This is a genomic window from Mycobacterium shigaense (assembly GCF_002356315.1).
GTDB classification, from domain to species: domain Bacteria; phylum Actinomycetota; class Actinomycetes; order Mycobacteriales; family Mycobacteriaceae; genus Mycobacterium; species Mycobacterium shigaense.
Map to the genome: position 1 here is coordinate 1,603,853 of NZ_AP018164.1, position 19,910 is coordinate 1,623,762.

The 19,910-nt window shown below is 67.2% G+C and carries 17 protein-coding genes and 3 pseudogenes; 15 read left to right on the plus strand and 5 right to left on the minus strand.

What is annotated here, in order from left to right:
* Position 1: 1 nt before the first annotated feature.
* The 6 genes and pseudogenes from MSG_RS07680 (at position 2) to MSG_RS07700 (ending at position 6,836) form a co-directional block, all read left to right on the plus strand.
* Positions 2-1,114, plus strand: coding sequence for a cystathionine gamma-lyase (locus MSG_RS07680; protein WP_096438486.1), 1,113 nt, complete (start codon positions 2-4; stop codon positions 1,112-1,114).
* A gap of 21 nt (positions 1,115-1,135) precedes the next feature.
* Positions 1,136-1,744 carry a TetR/AcrR family transcriptional regulator gene (locus MSG_RS07685; protein WP_096438488.1) on the plus strand — a complete coding sequence of 203 codons (609 nt, stop codon included), beginning with the start codon at positions 1,136-1,138 and terminating at the stop codon, positions 1,742-1,744.
* A 516-nt stretch (positions 1,745-2,260) separates the two neighbouring features.
* A pseudogene (locus MSG_RS26105) lies at positions 2,261-2,449 on the plus strand (hypothetical protein); the annotation flags it as partial.
* 82 nt (positions 2,450-2,531) lie between these two features.
* The gene (locus tag MSG_RS07690) at positions 2,532-3,221 is read left to right on the plus strand and encodes a DUF4436 family protein (RefSeq protein WP_232011191.1); all 690 of its coding nucleotides are present in this window, start codon (positions 2,532-2,534) and stop codon (positions 3,219-3,221) included.
* Between the two features lie 262 nt (positions 3,222-3,483).
* Positions 3,484-3,921: an MmpS family transport accessory protein gene (locus tag MSG_RS07695; RefSeq protein ID WP_232011255.1), complete on the plus strand. Its 438-nt coding sequence runs from the start codon at positions 3,484-3,486 to the stop codon at positions 3,919-3,921.
* A gap of 7 nt (positions 3,922-3,928) precedes the next feature.
* Positions 3,929-6,836, plus strand: a pseudogene (locus tag MSG_RS07700) (MMPL/RND family transporter).
* Here MSG_RS07700 and MSG_RS07705 read toward each other — a convergent pair.
* Complete coding sequence (locus MSG_RS07705; RefSeq protein WP_096444210.1) at positions 6,833-7,489, minus strand: ACT domain-containing protein; 657 nt, start codon at positions 7,487-7,489, stop codon at positions 6,833-6,835. The pseudogene MSG_RS07700 and the gene MSG_RS07705 overlap by 4 nt on opposite strands.
* Before the next feature lie 82 nt (positions 7,490-7,571).
* Between MSG_RS07705 and gatC the strand changes: the two genes are divergently transcribed.
* The 3 genes from gatC to MSG_RS07720 all read left to right on the plus strand — a co-directional run bounded on the left by gatC (position 7,572) and on the right by MSG_RS07720 (position 9,753).
* Positions 7,572-7,871 carry an Asp-tRNA(Asn)/Glu-tRNA(Gln) amidotransferase subunit GatC gene (gene gatC, locus MSG_RS07710; RefSeq protein ID WP_096444209.1) on the plus strand — a complete coding sequence of 100 codons (300 nt, stop codon included), beginning with the start codon at positions 7,572-7,574 and terminating at the stop codon, positions 7,869-7,871.
* Positions 7,868-9,352 carry an Asp-tRNA(Asn)/Glu-tRNA(Gln) amidotransferase subunit GatA gene (gatA, locus tag MSG_RS07715; RefSeq protein ID WP_170063192.1) on the plus strand — a complete coding sequence of 495 codons (1,485 nt, stop codon included), beginning with the start codon at positions 7,868-7,870 and terminating at the stop codon, positions 9,350-9,352. Before gatC ends, gatA begins: the two co-directional genes overlap by 4 nt.
* Positions 9,353-9,471: 119 nt before the next feature.
* The gene (locus tag MSG_RS07720) at positions 9,472-9,753 is read left to right on the plus strand and encodes a hypothetical protein (protein ID WP_096438494.1); all 282 of its coding nucleotides are present in this window, start codon (positions 9,472-9,474) and stop codon (positions 9,751-9,753) included.
* A gap of 162 nt (positions 9,754-9,915) precedes the next feature.
* On the opposite strand, the gene MSG_RS07725 is transcribed toward MSG_RS07720, so the two are convergent.
* Positions 9,916-10,185: a hypothetical protein gene (locus MSG_RS07725; protein WP_096438496.1), complete on the minus strand. Its 270-nt coding sequence runs from the start codon at positions 10,183-10,185 to the stop codon at positions 9,916-9,918.
* A gap of 236 nt (positions 10,186-10,421) precedes the next feature.
* Here MSG_RS07725 and MSG_RS07730 point away from each other — a divergent pair, with 236 nt between their 5' ends.
* Positions 10,422-11,453: an ATP-dependent 6-phosphofructokinase gene (locus tag MSG_RS07730; RefSeq protein WP_096438498.1), complete on the plus strand. Its 1,032-nt coding sequence runs from the start codon at positions 10,422-10,424 to the stop codon at positions 11,451-11,453.
* A gap of 403 nt (positions 11,454-11,856) precedes the next feature.
* On the opposite strand, the pseudogene MSG_RS26110 reads toward MSG_RS07730, so the two are convergent.
* Positions 11,857-11,939, minus strand: a pseudogene (locus tag MSG_RS26110) (hypothetical protein); the annotation flags it as partial.
* Between the two features lie 13 nt (positions 11,940-11,952).
* Between MSG_RS26110 and gatB the strand changes: the two are divergent.
* The gene (gatB, locus tag MSG_RS07740; protein WP_096438501.1) at positions 11,953-13,467 is read left to right on the plus strand and encodes an Asp-tRNA(Asn)/Glu-tRNA(Gln) amidotransferase subunit GatB; all 1,515 of its coding nucleotides are present in this window, start codon (positions 11,953-11,955) and stop codon (positions 13,465-13,467) included.
* 46 nt (positions 13,468-13,513) lie between these two features.
* Here the strand turns inward: gatB and MSG_RS07745 are convergent, their stop codons facing one another.
* Entirely contained in the window at positions 13,514-14,635 is a 1,122-nt protein-coding gene (locus MSG_RS07745) for a PQQ-dependent sugar dehydrogenase (RefSeq protein ID WP_096438503.1), read from the minus strand.
* A gap of 230 nt (positions 14,636-14,865) precedes the next feature.
* Between MSG_RS07745 and MSG_RS07750 the strand changes: the two genes are divergently transcribed.
* Entirely contained in the window at positions 14,866-15,708 is an 843-nt protein-coding gene (locus MSG_RS07750; RefSeq protein WP_096438505.1) for a DoxX family protein, read from the plus strand.
* A 4-nt stretch (positions 15,709-15,712) separates the two neighbouring features.
* Here MSG_RS07750 and MSG_RS07755 read toward each other — a convergent pair whose 3' ends face one another.
* A complete protein-coding gene (locus MSG_RS07755) occupies positions 15,713-16,051 on the minus strand; it encodes a PH domain-containing protein (protein WP_096444212.1) in 339 nt (112 codons plus the stop codon).
* Positions 16,052-16,398: 347 nt separating this feature from the next.
* Here MSG_RS07755 and MSG_RS07760 point away from each other — a divergent pair, with 347 nt between their 5' ends.
* The 3 genes from MSG_RS07760 to ilvC are packed head-to-tail and all read left to right on the plus strand — an operon-like array spanning position 16,399 to position 19,862.
* A complete protein-coding gene (locus MSG_RS07760) occupies positions 16,399-18,255 on the plus strand; it encodes an acetolactate synthase large subunit (protein ID WP_096438506.1) in 1,857 nt (618 codons plus the stop codon).
* 52 nt (positions 18,256-18,307) lie between these two features.
* Positions 18,308-18,820 (plus strand): acetolactate synthase small subunit, encoded by a 513-nt coding sequence (ilvN, locus tag MSG_RS07765; RefSeq protein WP_096438508.1) that lies wholly within the window; start codon positions 18,308-18,310, stop codon positions 18,818-18,820.
* Between the two features lie 40 nt (positions 18,821-18,860).
* A complete protein-coding gene (gene ilvC, locus MSG_RS07770; protein WP_096438510.1) occupies positions 18,861-19,862 on the plus strand; it encodes a ketol-acid reductoisomerase in 1,002 nt (333 codons plus the stop codon).
* Positions 19,863-19,910: the final 48 nt, after the last annotated feature.

A 19,910-nucleotide genomic window follows, 5' to 3' on the forward strand; every position in this document is an offset into this window, starting at 1 on the left:
CATGAGCAGTCGTTACGGTGATTCCACCCGCAGTGTCAAAGCCGTTGGTTCACAGGCGATTCCGGGCCGGCCGGTGGCGGCGCAGCCGGTATTCGCCAGCACCTATCACCTGTCCGGCGACGCGGCCGACGGCCTGGACAGCTACGGCCGCGGCTCCAATCCGACCTGGCGGAAACTGGAATCGGCGCTGGCGCAGCTGGAAGGTGCCGGCGGCGTGCTGGCGTTCGGCTCCGGCATGGCGGCCATCAGCGCGGCCCTGCGCGCGCTGGTCCGGCCGGGATCGACGCTGGTGGTGCCCGCCGACGGCTACTACCAGGTGCGCAGGTTGGCCACGGAGGACCTGGTACCCGCGGGCGTGACGGTGATCGAGGCGGCCGCCGCGCAGCTCTACGACGCCGCCGAACGGGCCGACGTCGTGCTGGCCGAGAGCCCGACCAACCCCGCGCTGGACGTCGTCGACCTGCGGCGGCTGGCCGCGATCTGTCACGGTCGCGGCGGGCGCCTGGTCGTGGACAACACCGCCGCCTCCCCGTTGGGCCAGCGGCCGCTGGAACTCGGCGCCGACCTGGTGGTCGCCAGCGCCACCAAGGGCCTGTCCGGCCACAGCGACCTGCTGGCCGGGTACGTGGCCACCAACCACGCGGACCTGGCCGCCGCGGTGGAACGGCATCGGCTGCTCGCCGGCGCCATTCTCGGCGGATTCGAGGCGTGGCTGCTGCTGCGCAGCCTCGGCAGCGCCGGGCTGCGATTCGAGCGACAATGCGCGAACGCGCACGCGGTCGCGACGCTGCTGGCGGGCCATCCGGCGGTTCGGCGGGTGCGCTACCCGGGCCTGCCCGACGACCCGGCGCATCCCGTCGCGACCGCGCAGATGCGCCGCTTCGGGGCGCTGGTGTCGGTCGAGTTGGCCGATGCCGCGGCGGTGCACGCGCTGGTGCGGCGCAGCGAGTTGCTCGTCGCGTCCACCAGCTTCGGCGGGCTGCACACCTCGGTGGATCGCCGGGCACGCTGGGGCGATGCCGTCGCCACCGGATTTGCGCGCATCTCGCTGGGCATCGAGGACACCGACGACCTGCTCGCCGACATCGAGGGCGCCCTGACCTCCGGGTCGTAGCCCCGCCGCCGTCGCAGTTCTATCGTGGGCGCTATGACCCAAACGGCCGATCGATGCGACCAGGCCTCACCGTGGTCGCCACGCGAGGCCGAGATATTGGCGGTTACCCTGCGCCTGCTGCAGGAGCACGGCTACGACCAGCTGACGGTCGACGCGGTGGCCAGCGCCGCCCGCGCCAGCAAGGCCACCGTGTACCGGCGCTGGCCCTCCAAAGCCGAACTGGTGCTGGCCGCCTTCATCGAGGGCGTTCGCCAAGTCGCGGTCGCGCCGAACACGGGGACACTGCGCGGCGATCTGCTGCAGCTGGGAGAGGTTTGCGGCGAGCACGGCCGCGAGCACGCCAGCACCATCCGCGCGGTCATGGTCGAGGTGTCGCGCCACCCGGCACTCGATGACGCGCTGCAGGAGCAATTCCTCAAGCAGCGCAAAGCCGTTGTCCAGGACGTGCTGCGGCAGGCCGTCGAGCGCGGCGAGATCACCGCCGAGGCGATCAGCGACGAGCTGTGGGACCTGCTGCCCGGCTACCTGATCTTCCGGTCCATCATCCCGGGACGCCCGCCCACCCGTGACACGGTGCGGGCACTCGTCGACGGCTTCCTCATGCCGGGCCTCACCAGAAACGTGCGTTAATGACGTCCGCTGGCAATAGCATAATTGAGCCTGTGTGTTTCCTGTAATTATCAAGGCATTGACTGCCAATTATAGGCGGCTGCCTACTGTCGGGGCCGTCAAGAACCCGTAAGTATTTCGCGGCCAAGTTAACAATAAGTGCAGTCAGGTAAGAAGCGGTCACCAACTGTGTTCACCGTCACGACGCTGTTGCGTGGTGTTTCTCTGCTCGCTATACACATAGCCAACGCATTTCCTATAAACCGGCGATCTGAAGAAGCCCGGGTCGCCGTGTTGCGGAATGATTAACGACTTTTCACGGACTTTGCATTCATTGGTCGCAGGGGGACTCGACGATGGATGTCCCCAAAAGCGTTGTGAAAGAAACATATTCGTGGAGCTCTGTGCGGCTTTAGTCGCCCGGGATCGTCGTCCGCTGGACAATTCATTCGATTCGCAAGGGAAAATCAATGCCACTCGATAGCGTGCTGCAAGCTTTAATCATCCTGTCCGTAGTCTTGGTCGGTCGGTGGTGCAGGACATCTGTTTCGGCGATTTAAGCAGCCGGCGGTAGTGGAGGTTATCTTCTTCGGACTCCTGATGGGATCACTACTGGCGCTCGCGCCCCATTCCCTCAAAGCCGCCGTGCTCTCGCCGACCTCCAAATCGCTGCTTGAAACCGTCGGTCAGGTGGGTCTACTGCTGCTGTTGTTCTTGGTCGGAATCGAGCTGCGCACCTATGGCAAGACGGGCGAGCGGTCACCGTACTGGAAGCTGGTGCCCTGCGTGGCGATCCCCATCGTCGTCTGTGCGGCCGCCGCGTTATCCCTTCGCGCACCGACTCGTCGGACCCGACCACAATCCGCTGCACGTGGGGTTGTTCGTCGGGGTGGCGCTGAAGCGTCACCACGGTTCCTGTCCTGGTGCTGCTCGTCAAGGATCTCGGGGTGCCCGCGCCCATCCCGGGGATCGCGCTACGCATCGCGCTTTCCCGGTCCCGCTGACCCTGGCGCGCGACGTCGAATGGTGGCCGTTCGACACCTATTACACGGAGCCGATCACGGTCGAATTGTTCTCGGGCGTCCAGGCACCCGAACGCGCCAACGTAACATTCGTCGATCGGCTGACCGGCTGGAAAGTCGATGTGAGCCGCGTTAATAGGGCGAATCCGTTGTCGCCGTACGTAGTCGAACTACAACGTTCGGCGAGCACAATGCTGTTCGCGATCGTCATCCTGGTCATCTTCGTCGCCATCGCCGCGGTCGGCTTGTTTGTCGCGGTCAAGACGATATGCGATCCACGGAGATTTCAGTCGCCGCTGACAACGTGGTACGCGGCAATGCTTTTCGCGGTGGTCCCGCTACGCAATGCGCGGCCTGGCTCGCCGGCGTTCGGAAGCTGGATCGACCTGACGATAGTTCTGTGGGTCCTGGTCGCCCTGGTGGTCTCGATGCTGCTCTATATCGCGTCGTGGTGGCGGGCGACGACCCAAGCCTGAGGGAACGCGGGCGTCGTTTCGCGCCGCCATCGGGGACTGCGGCGGCGCGGCGGCCCCTGCGCGCCGTCGGCAGCGCCGCAGGTCCGGGCAGTCGCGACCGGGATCCCCTCACCGCGCATGGCGGCGGGTAGGCCGCGTCTCTTGTAGAGTACGGTCCAGTACCGTACTGTCAGATCCATCGATGACTCTTGCGCCGGACAACCGTCGTCGTCCTAGAGTGATCGTGACGCCCGACCGATCGAAAGGCCAACGGGTGAAGGCGATGTCCGTGTCCGCCCTCGTCAGAAGACGGTGGATGGTGCTGGTCGCGGTGCTCGTCCTGGCCATCACCGGGTTTGCCATCTATCGCCTGCACGGCATCTTCGGCTCGAACACCAACACCGCGGCCAACGGCGGCCTGGCAGAAGAGATCGTGCCGTTCAACCCCAAGAAGGTGGTGCTCGAGGTCTTCGGCTCGCCGGGGGCGGTGGCAACCATCAACTACCTTGACGTCAACGCGCAGCCGCAGCAGGTCACAAACGCGCCGCTGCCATGGTCATTCACCATCACCTCGACGGAGCCCGCGGTCGTGGGCAACGTGGTGGCCCAGGGCGATGGCGACATGCTCGGCTGCCGTATCACCGTCAACGGCTTGGTCAAAGACGAACGCACGATCAACAAGGTTGACGCCTACACCTTCTGTTTGGACAAATCGGGATGACCCTCACATGAGCAACGACGAACCCCGGCCGCCCTTCGTGCCGCGCACCATCCGCCGGCTTGCGTGGGTGATCGTGCTGTTCTGGGTGGCGCTGGCCGCCATCACGAACCTCACCGTGCCGCAGCTGGAAGAGGTCGGCAAGACGCACAACGTCGCGCTGAACTCGCCTGATGCGCCGTCGCTCAAGGCGATCAAGCGCATCGGTGAAAAATTCAACGAGTTCGACACCGACAGCTCGGCGATGATCGTGCTGGAAGGCGACAAGCCGCTCGGCGACGACGCCCACCGCTTCTACGACGAGATGATCCGCAAGCTCGAGCAGGATCGCAAACACATCGAGCACGTCCAGGACTACTGGGGAGACACGCTGACGGCGGCGGGATCGCAAAGCAGCGACGGCAAGGCCGCTTACGTTCATGTGAATCTCGCCGGTAACCAGGGCTCGGCGCTGGCCAACGAGGGTGTCGGGGCGCTGCGCGACATCATCGGGCGCATGACGCCGCCGCCGGGGGTCAAGGTCTACGTGACCGGCGCGGCACCGCTGATCTCCGATCAGTTCGACGTCGGCAGCAAGGGAACCGCAAAGGTCACCATGATCACCATCGGCGTGATCGCGCTGATGCTGTTCTTCGTCTACCGCTCCGTGCTGACGACGCTGCTGGTGCTCGGCACGGTGCTGATCGAAATGTCCGCCGCCCGAGGCCTTGTCGCGTTCCTCGGCAACGCCGGGGTGATCGGGCTGTCGACCTATGCGACGAACATCCTCACCCTGCTGGTGATCGCCGCCGGCACCGACTACGCAATATTCTTCGTCGGGCGTTATCAGGAAGCACGCTCCGGCGGCGAAGATCGCGAGAGCGCTTTCTACACCATGTATGGCGGGACGACCCACGTCGTCCTGGGTTCTGGACTGACCGTCGCCGGCGCGGTGGCGTGTCTGAGCTTCACCCGGCTACCTTATTTTCAGAGCCTGGGAATCCCTGCGGCACTGGGCATCCTGGTCGCGCTGGCCGCCGCGCTCACGCTGGGGCCGGCCATCCTCACGCTGGGCGCCATGGTGGGCATCTTCGACCCCAAGCGGGCGATGCAAACCCGCGGCTGGCGACGTATCGGCACCGCCATCGTCCGCTGGCCCGGTGCCGTGCTGGCGGCCGCCTGCGTGCTGGCCCTGGTGGGTCTGCTCGCCCTGCCCGGCTACAAGACCAGTTACGACACCCGTCCCTACATGCCCGCCGACGCGCCGGCCAACGTCGGCTACACGGCCGCCGAGAAGCATTTCTCGCGTGCCCGGCTGGAGCCCGAACTGCTGATGCTCGAGTCCGATCACGACATGCGCAATCCGGCCGACATGCTCATCGTGGACAAGGTGGCCAAGGCGGTGTTCCACGTGCCCGGCGTCGCGCAGGTGCAGACCATCACTCGGCCGCTCGGCACGCCGCTCGTGCACAGCTCGCTGGCGTTCGTGGTCAGCAACCAAAGCGCCGCCCAGCAGGAAAACCTTACCTATCAACGGGATCGGGCCGACGACGCCCTCAAGCAGGCCAACGAACTGTCCAAGACCATCAACATCCTCAAACAGCAGTACGTGCTGCAGCAGCAGCTCGCCGACGCCACCCACAGCGAGACCCAGAGCTTCCATGGCACCATCGCGACGATCAACGATCTGCGCGACAAGCTGGCCAACCTCGACGACTTCCTGCGGCCGCTGCGCAGCTATTTCTATTGGGAGAAGCACTGCTACGACATCCCCGCCTGCTATGCGATGCGGTCGACGTTCGAGGCGCTCGACGCCACCGACCAGCTGAGCGCGAAGTTCGAGGACCTCGTCGCGACGCTGGACAAACTCGATGCGCTGCAACCGCAACTGGTTTCGTTGATACCGCCGCAGATTCAAAGCCAGGAGACCAACCGCGATCTAACCCTGGCCAACTACGCCACCCTGTCCGGGATCTACGCGCAGACCGCCGCCGCGATCGACAACGCGACGGCGCTGGGGCGGGCCTTCGACGCGGCCAAGAACGACGACACCTTCTACCTGCCGCCCGAGGTGTTCAACAACCCCGACTTCAAGCGGGGACTGAAGTTGTTCCTCTCACCCGACGGCAAGGCCGTCCGGATGATCGTCACCCATGAGGGCGATCCCGCTACCACGCAAGGCATTTCGCACATCGACCCGATCGTCAGAGCCGCGCACGAGGCCTTGAAGGGCACGCCGATGGCCGATGCCCACATCTATGTGGGCGGCACCGCGGCGACGTACAAGGACATCCAGGAGGGCGCGAAGTACGACCTGTTGATCGTGGCGTTCGCCGCGCTGAGCCTCATCTTGCTGATCATGATGCTCATCACGCGGAGCCTGATCGCAGCGCTCGTCATCGTGGGCACCGTGGCCCTGTCGCTGGGCGCGTCGTTCGGCCTGTCGGTTCTGGTCTGGCAGTATCTTTTCGGCATCCAGTTGTACTGGGTCGTGCTGGCGCTGGCCGTGATCCTGCTGCTGGCGGTCGGATCGGACTACAACCTGCTGCTGATCTCGCGATTCAAGGAGGAGATCCACGCCGGCCTGAAGACCGGTGTCATCCGCGCGATGGCGGGCTCGGGTTCGGTGGTCACCTCCGCTGGCATCGTGTTCGCAGTGACCATGTGCGCCTTCGTGTTCAGCGGGTTCCAGGTGCTCGGCCAGATCGGGACCACCATCGGTCTGGGATTGCTGTTCGACACACTGATCGTGCGGTCCTTCATGACGCCTTCTGTGGCAACGCTGTTGGGCCGTTGGTTCTGGTGGCCCCAGGCGGGTGCGCCCACGCCCGGCCAGCACCATGCTGCGGCCCTACGGGCCGCGCGCGGCGGTGCGTCAGCTGCTGCTGTGGGAGGACGACGATCCCGTGGTCGCCGGGGCCAAGGCGAAAACGCACTAACGCAGCATGGTGGCCACGATGCCGGCCAGATAGCCCAGTCGTGCCACCTCCGATGGTCGGAATTCCGGGCCGGGCCGGCCCAGCACGACCCCCGTGTGCGGGTCGCCCAGCGGCGCCGCGACCATCGCCATGTCCATGTCGCGCCAAACCGGCGGCACCCACTCCGCGGTGCCGTCGAGCGTCACCGCCTGTTCGATGGGCAGCCACGGCGCCGACACCGCCCGCGTCTCCGGCGCGCCCGGGCTCGCGGCAAGGCGCTCCAGCTCGTCGCCGGCGCGGCGCAACACCGTGCACCAGCTCACCCGCAACACCCGGGGTGCCTCGTCGGCCAGCACCTGCAGCCGGGCGTCGCGGCCGCTCGCCGCGGCGACGTGGTCGAGCAGCTCCAGCTCGCGATGCGCCTCCAGCAGACCGGTATGGGGACGGACGCTGTCCACCCGAACGCCAGGCAGCGACTCGGCGGCGGTGATCAACGTGTCGGGCATCGCGCCCGGAGGCAACTCGATGACGAGGTCGTCGATCGCGTGACCCCGGGTGCGCTCCACCACGTCCAGCGACAGGATGTCGGCGCCCACCGAACCGAGCTTGACGGCCAGCGCGCCCAGGCTTCCGGGTCGGTCGACCAGCTCGATGCGCAACAGATAGGACGGCACGCGCCAACTGTTGCACAACGGTGCAACCATGGCATTTCGGCGGGTGTCGCGGTCGAGGCTAGGCTTTTCGCTCGTGTCCCAGATCTCCCGCATCTCCCGTCAGGAGGTGGCGCACCTCGCCCGACTGGCCCGGCTCGCGCTGACCGATACCGAGCTGGACAGCTTCGCCGGCCAGCTCGACGCGATCATCACCCACGTCAGCCAGATTCAGGCGGTCGACGTCACCGGCGTCCAGGCTACCGACAACCCGCTCAAAGCCGTCAACGTGACGCGGCCGGACGAGACGACGCCGTGCCTGACCCAGCAGGAGGCGCTGGCCGCGGCGCCGGAAGCCGTCGACGGCCGCTTCGCCGTCCCGCAGATCCTCGGAGAAAGCCAGTGACGGACGACATCATCCGGTCCGACGCCGCCAGCCTGGCCGCCAAGGTCGCGGCCAGGGAGCTGTCGTCGGTCGAAATCACCCAGGCCTGCCTGGACCAGATCGAGGCGACCGATGAACGCTTCCATGCCTTTTTGCACGTGGCGGCCGACACCGCGCTCGCGGCCGCGGCCGCGGTGGACAAATCGCTGGTCGGAGGCGAGCCGCCGGCGTCGGCGTTGACCGGGGTGCCGCTAGCGCTTAAGGACGTATTCACCACCACGGACATGCCGACCACCTGCGGATCCAAAATCCTGCAGGGCTGGCAATCGCCGTACGACGCGACCGTCACCGCGCGGCTGCGCGCGGCCGGCATCCCCATCTTGGGCAAGACCAACATGGACGAGTTCGCGATGGGCTCCTCTACCGAGAACTCGGCGTACGGCCCGACGCGCAACCCATGGAACGTCGAGCGGGTGCCGGGCGGCTCCGGCGGGGGCAGCGCGGCCGCGCTGGCCGCCTTCCAGGCGCCGCTGGCCATCGGAACCGACACCGGCGGCTCGATTCGCCAGCCCGCCGCGCTGACCGCGACGGTCGGCGTCAAGCCCACCTACGGCACGGTGTCCCGCTACGGGCTGGTGGCGTGCGCGTCGTCGCTGGATCAGGGCGGACCGTGCGCGCGCACCGTGCTGGACACCGCGCTGCTGCACCAGGTGATCGCCGGCCACGACACCCGCGACTCCACCTCCATCGATGCCACCGTGCCCGACGTCGTCGGCGCCGCCAGGGCCGGCGCGTCCGGCGACCTCAAGGGCGTGCGCGTCGGGGTCGTCAAGCAGTTGCGCGGCGAGGGCTACCAGCCGGGCGTGCTGGCCTCGTTCGAGGCGGCGGTCGCACAGCTGACCGCGCTCGGCGCCGAGGTGAGCGAGGTCGACTGCCCGCATTTCGATCACGCGCTGCCCGCCTACTACCTGATCCTGCCGTCGGAGGTGTCGAGCAACCTCGCCCGCTTCGACGCGATGCGCTACGGGCTGCGCGTCGGCGACGACGGCAGCCACAGCGCCGAGGAAGTGATGGCGCTCACCCGGGCGGCGGGCTTCGGTCCAGAGGTCAAGCGGCGCATCATGATCGGCACCTATGCGCTGTCGGCGGGCTACTACGACGCCTACTACAACCAGGCGCAGAAGGTGCGCACGCTGATCGCCCGCGACCTCGACGAGGCCTACCAGTCCGTCGACGTCCTGGTCTCTCCGACCACGCCGACCACCGCATTCGCGTTGGGGGAGAAGGTCGACGACCCGCTGGCGATGTACCTGTTCGACCTGTGCACCCTGCCACTGAACCTGGCCGGCCACTGCGGCATGTCCGTGCCGTCCGGGCTGTCGCCGGACGACGGGCTGCCGGTGGGACTGCAGCTCATGGCCCCCGCCCTGGCCGACGACCGGCTCTACCGGGTCGCTGCCGCCTACGAGGCCGCCCGCGGGCCGCTGCCGTCGGCGGTCTGACACAACGCCGCGTACAGTGCGACACGGCACGGTATGCCAGACCGTTACCTACTTAGCGCGCCGCTGTGACTCCTGCCGGGCAGTGTTGACTGGTGGATCGACACGAGTACGGAGGGGCAGTGTTTTGGCGCAAGAAGACCCGCCATGGCGGGCCGTCGACGTTCTATGAGTTGACCGATCGATTGCACGGCGGACGCACGCTGTGCGTGGGCGGTGACGCGATCGCCAGCACGGTATCGATGTGGTTGCACGACTTAGATATCTCCAGCCCCCTGGTCGAGGATTTCGCGCGAGCGGTGCGCGCCGGTGATTGGCCGACGGCGCATGCCATCGGTGAGTGCTTGTCGGTCGACGTCCGAGAACTCGCGGACGTCGAAACCCCGATGGCCCCGACGGGGTAGCTTTTAGTTCTGCCCGCGCGCTACGTACACCGGCGGCGGCGCGGTCAGGTCGATCCGGCTGTCCACCGTAAAAGTCGAGCGCAGCGGAAGCGTTTGGGAGTGCAGGGTCCAGCGATCCTGGAAGGCCTTGACCGACGCCCGGGTGTAAAACCGGCCCGCCGCTCAATGCACCACCGGGGCCGGGAAATCCGGATTTTCGGCCAGCTTTCCGGCTCGCTGCCGCGACACGCCCAACTGCCCGGCGATCTCGGTGATGCCGATCAGGTCGAGGTGCAACGGCTCGGGATGCGCGGTCTCGCTGACTAAGTCGGCCGCGCTCTGCACCAGCAGGCGTATCGGGCGCAGCAGCAGGCCGCCGGTGTCGACCGCATGCAGGCCCCGATCGGCGGCCTCTTCGAGCGTGTCGGCCTCCACCGCGAGGATGACCCGCAATCGGCCGGCGTCAATGCCGCCGTGTCCTCCGGCGTCAGCCCCGCCGAGCTGTACGTGAGTTGCGCGGTCCAGGTCAGCACGCGGTCGTCCCCCGTTTCGGCGCACCGCATCCGCGGGCCCCCTGGGCCGTCGTCGGCCATAACTATTGACAAGCGCGATAGTGCCGGGCGAGGTGGGCGCGGGCCTAGTGGGCGGCAAGTCGCGCCGTCTGGCGTCCCCGCAGGCAAGATGAAGGCATGCGGATCGGAATTCTCACCGGCGGTGGCGACTGTCCCGGCCTCAACGCCGTCATCCGGGCAGTCGTGCGCACCTGCGACGGGCGGTACGGCTCGTCGGTCGTCGGCTTTCAGGACGGGTGGCGCGGGCTACTGGAGAACCGGCGCATTCAACTGCAGAACGACGATCGTAACGACCGGCTGCTGGCCAAGGGCGGGACCATGCTGGGCACCGCCCGGGTGCATCCCGACAAACTGCGGGCCGGGCTGAACCAGATCAAGCAGACGCTGGATGACAACGGCATCGACGTGCTCATCCCGATCGGCGGCGAGGGCACCCTGACGGCCGCGCATTGGCTGTCGGAGGAGAACGTCCCGGTGGTCGGTGTTCCCAAGACCATCGACAACGACATCGATTGCACCGACGTGACTTTCGGTCACGACACGGCGCTGACGGTCGCCACCGACGCGATCGACCGGTTGCACAGCACCGCCGAATCCCACCAGCGCGTGATGCTGGTGGAGGTGATGGGCCGGCACGCCGGCTGGATCGCACTGAACGCCGGGCTGGCCTCCGGCGCGCACATGACGCTCATTCCCGAGCAGCCCTTCGACATCGAGGACGTGTGCCGCCTGGTCAAACGGCGTTTCCAGCGCGGCGACTCGCACTTCATCTGCGTGGTCGCCGAGGGCGCCAAACCGGTGCCGGGCTCAATCGCGTTGCGCGAGGGCGGAATTGACGAGTTCGGCCACGAGCGCTTCACTGGCGTGGCCGCGCAGCTGGCCGTCGACGTGGAGAAGCGCATCAACAAAGAAGTCCGGGTGACCGTGCTTGGCCACGTCCAGCGGGGTGGCACCCCGACGGCCTATGACCGGGTGCTGGCCACCCGGTTCGGGGTCAACGCAGCCGACGCTGCCCACGCCGGCGAGTACGGTCAGATGGTATCGCTGCGCGGCCAGGACATCGGCCGGGTGTCGCTGGCCGACGCGACGCGGCATCTCAAGCTGGTGCCCGACAGTCGCTACGACGACGCCGCCGCGTTCTTCGGGTAGCTACCCGCAAATCATGGTTTAGCTGACGCCCGAACAGCGGTTATACCGCGGTCATGAACAACCGTGGCTCCCTGCGCGGACCTGGTCAGCCGCAGTCCGCCGCGCCGCCGTGGCGCGCCGACCCGACCGCCGCCACGGTGCCCGAACCCTACTACCGCCCACCGGCACGCCCGGCACCTCGGGCCCCGCGCCGCGAGCTGACCCGGGGCGGTACGGCGCTCGATGGACTCGACGATCTGGAGTCGCCGTTCCGGGCCGGCTGCGGCTGGCGCGATCTGGTCCGCTGCCTCACCGGGGTCGACCTTGGTCCGAGCAAAGACTCGGCGTACGAGGACGAGCTGCGCATCCGCATCCGCACCGGCATCGGCGGCGCGTTTCCCGTCGCGGTCCTGAACTTCAGGGGCGGCGTCGCCGGGCTCGCGATCACCACTAGCACCGACGGTGGCGACCCGCTTCGCCCGGCGTCGCCGGGCTCGCGATCACCACTACGATCGACGGTATGAGTGTTGCCGCCAGCGCCGATCTCATGGACTACGACGAAGTCATCGCGCGCTTCGATCCGGTATTGGGCCTCGAGGTGCACGTCGAGCTGTCCACCGCGACCAAGATGTTCTGCGGCTGCGCCACCACCTTCGGCGGCGAGCCCAACACCCAGGTGTGCCCGGTCTGCCTGGGACTGCCGGGTTCGCTGCCGGTGCTCAACCGGGCCGCGGTGGAGTCGGCGATCCGCATCGGCCTGGCCCTCAACTGCGAGATTGTGCCCTGGTGCCGCTTCGCGCGGAAGAACTACTTCTATCCGGACATGCCGAAGAACTACCAGATCTCGCAGTACGACGAGCCCATCGCCGTCAACGGCTACCTTGAGGCGCCGCTGGAAGACGGCAGCACCTGGCGGGTAGAGATCGAGCGCGCGCACATGGAGGAGGACACCGGCAAGCTCACCCATATCGGCAGCGAGACCGGCCGCATCCACGGCGCGACCACGTCACTGATCGACTACAACCGCGCCGGCGTGCCGCTCATCGAGATCGTCACCAAGCCCATCGTGGGAGCCGGCGCCCAGGCGCCACAGATCGCCCGGGCCTACGTGACGGCACTGCGGGACCTGTTGCGCGCCTTGGACGTATCCGATGTCCGCATGGACCAGGGCTCGATGCGATGTGACACCAACGTCTCGCTGAAGCCAGCGGGCACAACCGAATTCGGCACCCGGACCGAGACCAAGAACGTCAACTCACTCAAGAGCGTCGAGGTTGCCGTGCGCTACGAGATGCAGCGCCAGGGCGCGGTTCTCGCGTCCGGTGGCCAGATCATCCAGGAGACCAGGCACTTTCACGAGACCGGCGGCTACACCAGCCCCGGACGAGCCAAGGAGACCGCCCAGGACTATCGGTATTTCCCCGAGCCCGACCTGGAACCCGTCGCGCCCAGCCGCGAGCTGGTCGAGCAGCTGCGTGCGACCATCCCCGAGCTACCGTGGTTGATCCGCAAGCGGATTCAGGACGAGTGGGGCGTCTCCGACGAAGTGATGCGCGATCTCGTCAACGCCGGAGCGGTCGACTTGGTGATCGCCACCGTCAAGAATGGCGCGCCCAGCGAGCAGGCGCGGGCCTGGTGGGGAAACTTCCTGGTGCAGAAGGCCAACGAGGCGGATGTCGCGCTCGACGAACTGGCTATCACCCCGGCCCAGGTCGCCGCGGTGGTGGCGCTGGTCGACGAGGGCAAGCTGTCCAACAAGCTGGCCCGCCAGGTCGTCGAGGGCGTGCTTGCCGGCGAGGGCGAGCCCGAGCAGGTGATGACGGCCCGCGGGTTGGCGCTGGTGCGTGACGACTCCGTCACCCAGGCCGCCGTCGACGAGGCCTTGGCCGCCAATCCCGATGTGGCTGAGAAGATTCGGGGCGGCAAGGTGGCCGCGGCCGGCGCAATCGTCGGGGCGGTGATGAAGGCCACCCGCGGCCAGGCCGATGCGGCCCGGGTTCGCGAGCTGGTACTGGCGGCCTGCGGCCAGGGCTAGCGAGGGTCGCAAGCACGGCGCAGCCGGGCGCGGCTCTGGAATGCGGCTAGGCCTTGTCGTCGCTGCTGCGAGGGAAGCCGCCGCCCTGCGGGAACAGCGGGAACACCACGTCGTCCAGCTTCTCGGCGTCGCCGGCGGTCTTGTTGACCGTTGCGCCCCAGATGTTTCCGTCCGGCGACATCCGCAACGCCCACGCGTGGGCGTGCGTGTCCTTGCGGACGACCTCGGGCTCGCCGGTGACTGCACCGGTCGCCGGCGCGAGCCGGATCGCCACCGTCGTCTTGGTGTTGATCAGGTTGACCATGATGGTGCCGTCCATGGCCGCGCAGCCGGCCACGCCCGGCTTGTCCGGCCAGGTCCACACCGTGGACACCTGCGAGGTCTTGGTGATGCGCTGCAACCGGTCGGCGGTGGCGGTGCGGTCGGCGACATACAGCGAACCGTCGACGGGGTCGGTGCACAGGCCGCCGCCGGAGCCGACGCCGGACAGCGCCGTCGTCGGCGGCGCCTGGCCGACGGTGGTGGGCTGCTCGATGCGCAACACCTTGCCCGCCAGCGATTTGGGGTCGGCGGCCATCGCCGGGTTGCCCGCATCACCGGTCAGCACGACCAGAGTGGTCGGGCTGGTGAACATCAGCGCCCCGGTATTGCCGGTGGCGCCCTTGGGGATCCCGGTCAGGATGTCCTTGGGGATGTCACCGTCGGCCACCCGGATCACCCGGTTGTCGGTCGGCGTGCTGATGTAGGCGTACATCAGGCGGTCCTGCGTGTAGGTGGGCGACATCACGATGTCCATCAGGCCGCCGTCGCCGGACGGGTCGACCGGGATGACGACCTTGACCTTCGGCTCGGCGTTGACCGCGATCTCCTTGACCGCCCCGGTGGTGCGTTCGGCGACCAACGCGGTTTTGCTGTCGGGGCCCATGATGAGCCCGCTGGTGCTCTCCAGGCAGCCCTGCATCACGCCCGGCGCGGGGCACTGCTTGGGGAACGGGTTCGGCGGCAGCGGGGGCGGCGGGGGCGGCGTCGAGCTGGGCTGCGGTTTGAGCTCCGGGGCCGTGGTGAAGGGTTGCGAGGCGGCGTCGTTGAACCGCGCGCAGCCGGTCGACACCAGCAGCGCCGCGCACAGCGCAGCCAGCCCGCACCGAACCGAGCGCCGCAACCGCATGACCGACAGGCTACGGACACTGCGGGTCGCGCCGCCACAGGCGGGTCCGTCGGCCGCTCGCGCCGGCCCGCGGGCAACGGCTGGTTTTTGGCGCGCGTTCACCCGTTCGGAACCGCCGCGTGACCATTTCGGGACAATCCGGGCGTATTTGGTGCGTCGGCGACCAATTCCCTGGTGAAAGCGCCGCTCAAATCCCCAATATGGGACCGAATGCCCTTACCCTGACACCCGTGACCAGTCAACCGAATGACGCACCTTGGCAGCGGCCCGGCGAGACACCGGAGCCGGCTCCAGGACGTCCCGCCGCAGCACGCGTGGTTGATCCCGAGGATGACCTGACGCCGGTGGGCTATCCGGGCGACTTCGGGCCTACCACCGTCATCCCGTACCAGGACCTCAATCAGGCGGCCGGCCCCGGCGGGGCCGCGTACAACGTCCTCGACCATCAGGAGCCGTTGCCGTACGTGCAGCCGCATGCGGCGCCCCGGCATCTGGCGGCCGAACCGGCCGAGATCGAGCCGCACGACGACCACGACCGGCACGACGCCATCGGACGGCGCGGCACCCAGAACCTGGGTTTGCTGGTGCTGCGGCTCGGGCTCGGCGTGGTGCTGGGCGCACACGGGCTGCAGAAGCTGTTCGGTTGGTGGGGCGGCGGGGGATTGGGCGGGCTCAAGAACTCGCTGGCCGACGCCGGCTACCAGCACGCCGACATCCTGTCCTACGTCAGCGCCGGCGGGGAGCTGGCCGCGGGAGTGCTGCTGGTGCTGGGGCTGTTCACACCGGTGGCCGCCGCGGGTGCCTTGGCGTTCCTGATCAACGAGCTGCTGGTCAGCATCTCGGGGCGCCCGCACACGTTCGCCTACTTCCTGCCGCAGGGGCACGAATACCAGATCACGCTCATCGTGCTGGCCGTCGCGATCATCTTGGCCGGACCCGGCCGATACGGTCTGGACGCCAATCGGGGCTGGTCCCATCGGCCGTTTATCGGCTCGTTCGTGGCCCTGCTCGCCGGCATTGCGGCGGGCATCGCGGTGTGGGTACTGCTCAACGGGGTCAACCCGATCGCCTGAGCAGTTACCGGTAGGGGTTGGGCACCCGCCCGGCGCTCACCCCCGCGAGCTGCGGCAGCGTGGCGAACGTGACCGCGGGCAGGCGCACCTCGGCGCCGTTTTTGAGCCGGGCGCGTGCCCAGGACCCGCGGTGGAAGCGCAGCCCGTCGATGTCATCCCAGGACACCGTCCGGCTGCTCAGGAGATTGCGCACCGTGACGCCCTGGTCGTCGGCGACGGTGCGGAGCCGGACGATCAGCGCCGACAGCAGCACCGGGATGACGAGCAGCGGCAACGTCACCGGCCAGGCCAGCACCGGAATCAACAACCCCAGCGTCAGGAATCCGACGGCGATGTGCGCCATCGGAGAGACCTTGATGATCAAGGGCGAGTCGGCGGGTGTCTGCGGGGCGGACGAACCAGGGGCCACCCTCGCATCATTTCATCTGCGGCGCCGCGATCCGGTCCTGTGGCACCGGATTTGACGGTTGACCTGTGCGAAGGCTACCGTCGGGGACTATGGATACCGCCGGAAAGCCCGGAATGCTCGTAGTAATCAGTCAGCGCGTTGGTGCCTGACTAGCTTTTCAGCATTTGAAGCGATCCAGCACCAGCGCGCAACCCTCGTACAGCGGATGAGCTGACGGGGGTTTTTTCTTGCGTAGCAGCCAAACCTTTACAGCGGATTAGGACAAGAGGACAGAAAACACCGTGAGCGCACCCACCAAGCCAGACGTCGGGGCGGCGAAAGTCGCGACGGACGCAGCGAGCGCCGTCGCATCCACTCCGGCTAGCCACCCGAAACGTGTTGGACCCGAACAACTTACCGGCGCGCAGTCGGTGATCCGGTCGTTGGAGGAGCTCGACGTCGAGGTCATCTTCGGGATTCCGGGCGGCGCCGTGCTGCCGGTCTACGACCCGCTGTTCGACTCGAAAAAGCTCCGCCACGTGCTGGTCCGTCACGAGCAGGGCGGTGGTCACGCGGCCAGCGGCTACGCGCACGCCACCGGCAAGGTCGGGGTCTGCATGGCGACGTCGGGTCCCGGCGCCACCAACCTGGTGACCCCGCTGGCCGACGCGCAGATGGACTCGATCCCGGTGGTCGCGATCACCGGGCAGGTCGGGCGCGGGCTGATCGGGACGGACGCCTTCCAGGAGGCCGACATCTCGGGCATCACGATGCCGATCACCAAGCACAACTTCCTCGTTCGTTCCGGCGACGAGATCCCCAGGGTGCTGGCCGAGGCGTTCCACATCGCGTCCTCGGGGCGCCCCGGCGCCGTGCTGGTCGACATCCCCAAGGATGTGCTGCAGGGACAGTGCACGTTCAGTTGGCCGCCGCGGATGGATCTTCCCGGCTACAAGCCCAACACCAAGCCGCACAGTCGGCAGATCCGCGAGGCGGCCAAGCTGATCGCGCAGTCGCGCAAGCCGGTGCTGTACGTGGGTGGCGGCGTCATCCGCGGGGATGCCAGCGAGCAGCTGGCCGAATTGGCCGAACTGACCGGTATTCCGGTGGTGACCACGCTGATGGCTCGCGGCGCCTTCCCGGACAGCCATCGGCAGAACCTGGGCATGCCCGGCATGCACGGCACGGTCGCCGCGGTGGCGGCGCTGCAGCGCAGCGACTTGCTGATCGCGCTGGGCACCCGGTTCGACGACCGGGTGACCGGACAGCTGGATTCCTTTGCGCCCGAGGCCAAAGTCATCCACGCCGACATCGACCCGGCCGAGATCGGCAAGAATCGGCACGCCGATGTCCCGATCGTCGGCGATATCAAGGCCGTCATCACCGACCTCATTGCGATGCTGCGGCACTACGAAACCCCGGGCAAGCTGGACATGACCGCCTGGTGGGGCTACCTGGACGAGGTGCAGGCCACCTATCCGTTGAGCTACAGCCCACAGAGCGACGGCAGCCTGAGCCCGGAATACGTGATCGAGCAGCTCGGCAAGCTCGCCGGCCCCGACGCCGTGTACGTCGCCGGCGTTGGCCAGCACCAGATGTGGGCCGCGCAGTTCATCTCTTACGAGAAGCCACGCACCTGGCTCAACTCCGGGGGCCTGGGCACCATGGGATTCGCCGTCCCGGCGGCCATGGGCGCCAAGATCGCCCGCCCGGAGGCCGAGGTGTGGGCGATCGACGGCGACGGCTGCTTCCAGATGACCAATCAGGAGCTGGCCACCTGTGCGATCGAGGGCGTGCCGATCAAGGTGGCGCTGATCAACAACGGCAATCTGGGCATGGTGCGGCAGTGGCAGACCCTCTTCTATGGGGAGCGGTACTCCCAAACCAATCTGGCCACGCACTCACACCGCATCCCTGATTTCGTCAAGCTCGCCGAGGCGCTGGGCTGCGTCGGAATACGTTGCGAGCGTGCCGAAGACGTCGTCGACGCGATCAAGGCGGCCCAGGCCATCAACGACCGCCCGGTGGTGATCGACTTCATCGTCGGCGCGGACGCGCAGGTGTGGCCGATGGTGGCGGCGGGCACCAGCAACGACGAGATCCAGGCCGCCCGCGGCATCCGGCCGCTGTTCGACGACGAAAGTGAAGGGCACGCCTGATGCGCGCGAACGACGATCAACAGGGCAGCGCGATCCAGGAGGAGTCGCGCAAATGACCGGATCGCCCAAGACACATACGTTGTCGGTGCTCGTCGAGGACAAACCCGGTGCGCTTGCTCGCGTGGCGGCGCTGTTCAGTCGCCGGGGTTTCAACATCGAGTCGCTGGCGGTCGGTGCCACCGAGCAGAAGGACATGTCGCGGATGACGATCGTGGTCTCCGCCGAGGCGACCCCGCTCGAACAGGTCACCAAGCAGCTCAACAAGCTCGTCAACGTGATCAAGATCATCGAGCAGAACGACGACAACGCGGTGAGCCGCGAGCTGGCGCTGATCAAGGTGGGAGCCGATGCCGGTTCCCGCAGCCAGGTCATCGAGGCCGTAAACCTGTTCCGCGCCAAGGTCGTCGACGTTTCGCCGGAAGCACTGACCATCGAGGCCACCGGCGACCGCGGCAAGATCGAAGCCTTCCTGCGGGTGCTCGAACCGTTCGGTATTCGCGAGATCGTTCAATCGGGAATGGTTGCCCTGTCGCGCGGCGCGCGCAGCATCGGCACCGCTAAATAACGCTAAATAACAGAGGAGAGATTCAACAGTGGCATTAGAAATGTTCTATGACGACGACGCAGATCTGTCGATCATCCAGGGCCGCAAGGTCGGTGTCATCGGATACGGCAGTCAGGGGCACGCGCACTCGCTGAGCCTGCGCGATTCCGGCGTCCAGGTGAAGGTCGGCCTGAAGGAGGGTTCGAAGTCGCGGCCCAAGGTCTCCGAGCAGGGTCTGGACGTCGACACCCCGGCCGAGGTCGCCAAGTGGGCCGACGTCATCATGCTGCTGGCGCCCGACACCGCGCAGGCCGACATCTTCAAGAACGACATCGAGCCGAACCTGAAGGCCGGCGACGCCTTGTTTTTCGGCCACGGCCTCAATATCCACTTCGACCTGATCAAGCCGCCCGGCGACGTGGTCGTCGCTATGGTCGCCCCGAAGGGCCCGGGCCACCTGGTGCGCCGCCAGTTCGTCGACGGCAAGGGCGTGCCCGCCCTGATCGCGGTCGACCAGGACCCCAACGGCGAGGGCGAGGCGCTGGCGCTGTCCTACGCCAAGGCCATCGGCGGCACCCGGGCCGGCGTCATCAAGACCACGTTCAAGGACGAGACGGAAACCGACTTGTTCGGTGAGCAGGCCGTATTGTGCGGCGGCACAGAGGAATTGGTGAAGACCGGTTTCGACGTCATGGTCGAGGCGGGTTACCCGCCGGAGATGGCGTACTTCGAGGTGCTGCACGAGCTCAAGCTCATCGTCGACCTGATGTACGAGGGCGGCATCGCGCGGATGAATTACTCGGTGTCCGACACCGCGGAGTTCGGCGGTTACCTGTCCGGCCCGCGGGTCATCGACGCCGGGACCAAGGAGCGCATGCGCGAGATCCTGCGCGACATTCAGAGCGGGGAGTTCACCAAGAAACTGGTCGCCAACGTCGAGGGCGGCAACAAGCAACTTGAGGCCTTGCGCAAGGAGAACGCCGAGCATCCCATCGAGGTCGTCGGCAAGCGGCTGCGCGACTTGATGAGCTGGGTCGACCGCCCCATCACCGAGACGGCGTAGCTGCTCGCGCCGAACGTGCACTCAGCGCGTACTTTTGGCTGTTTTCTC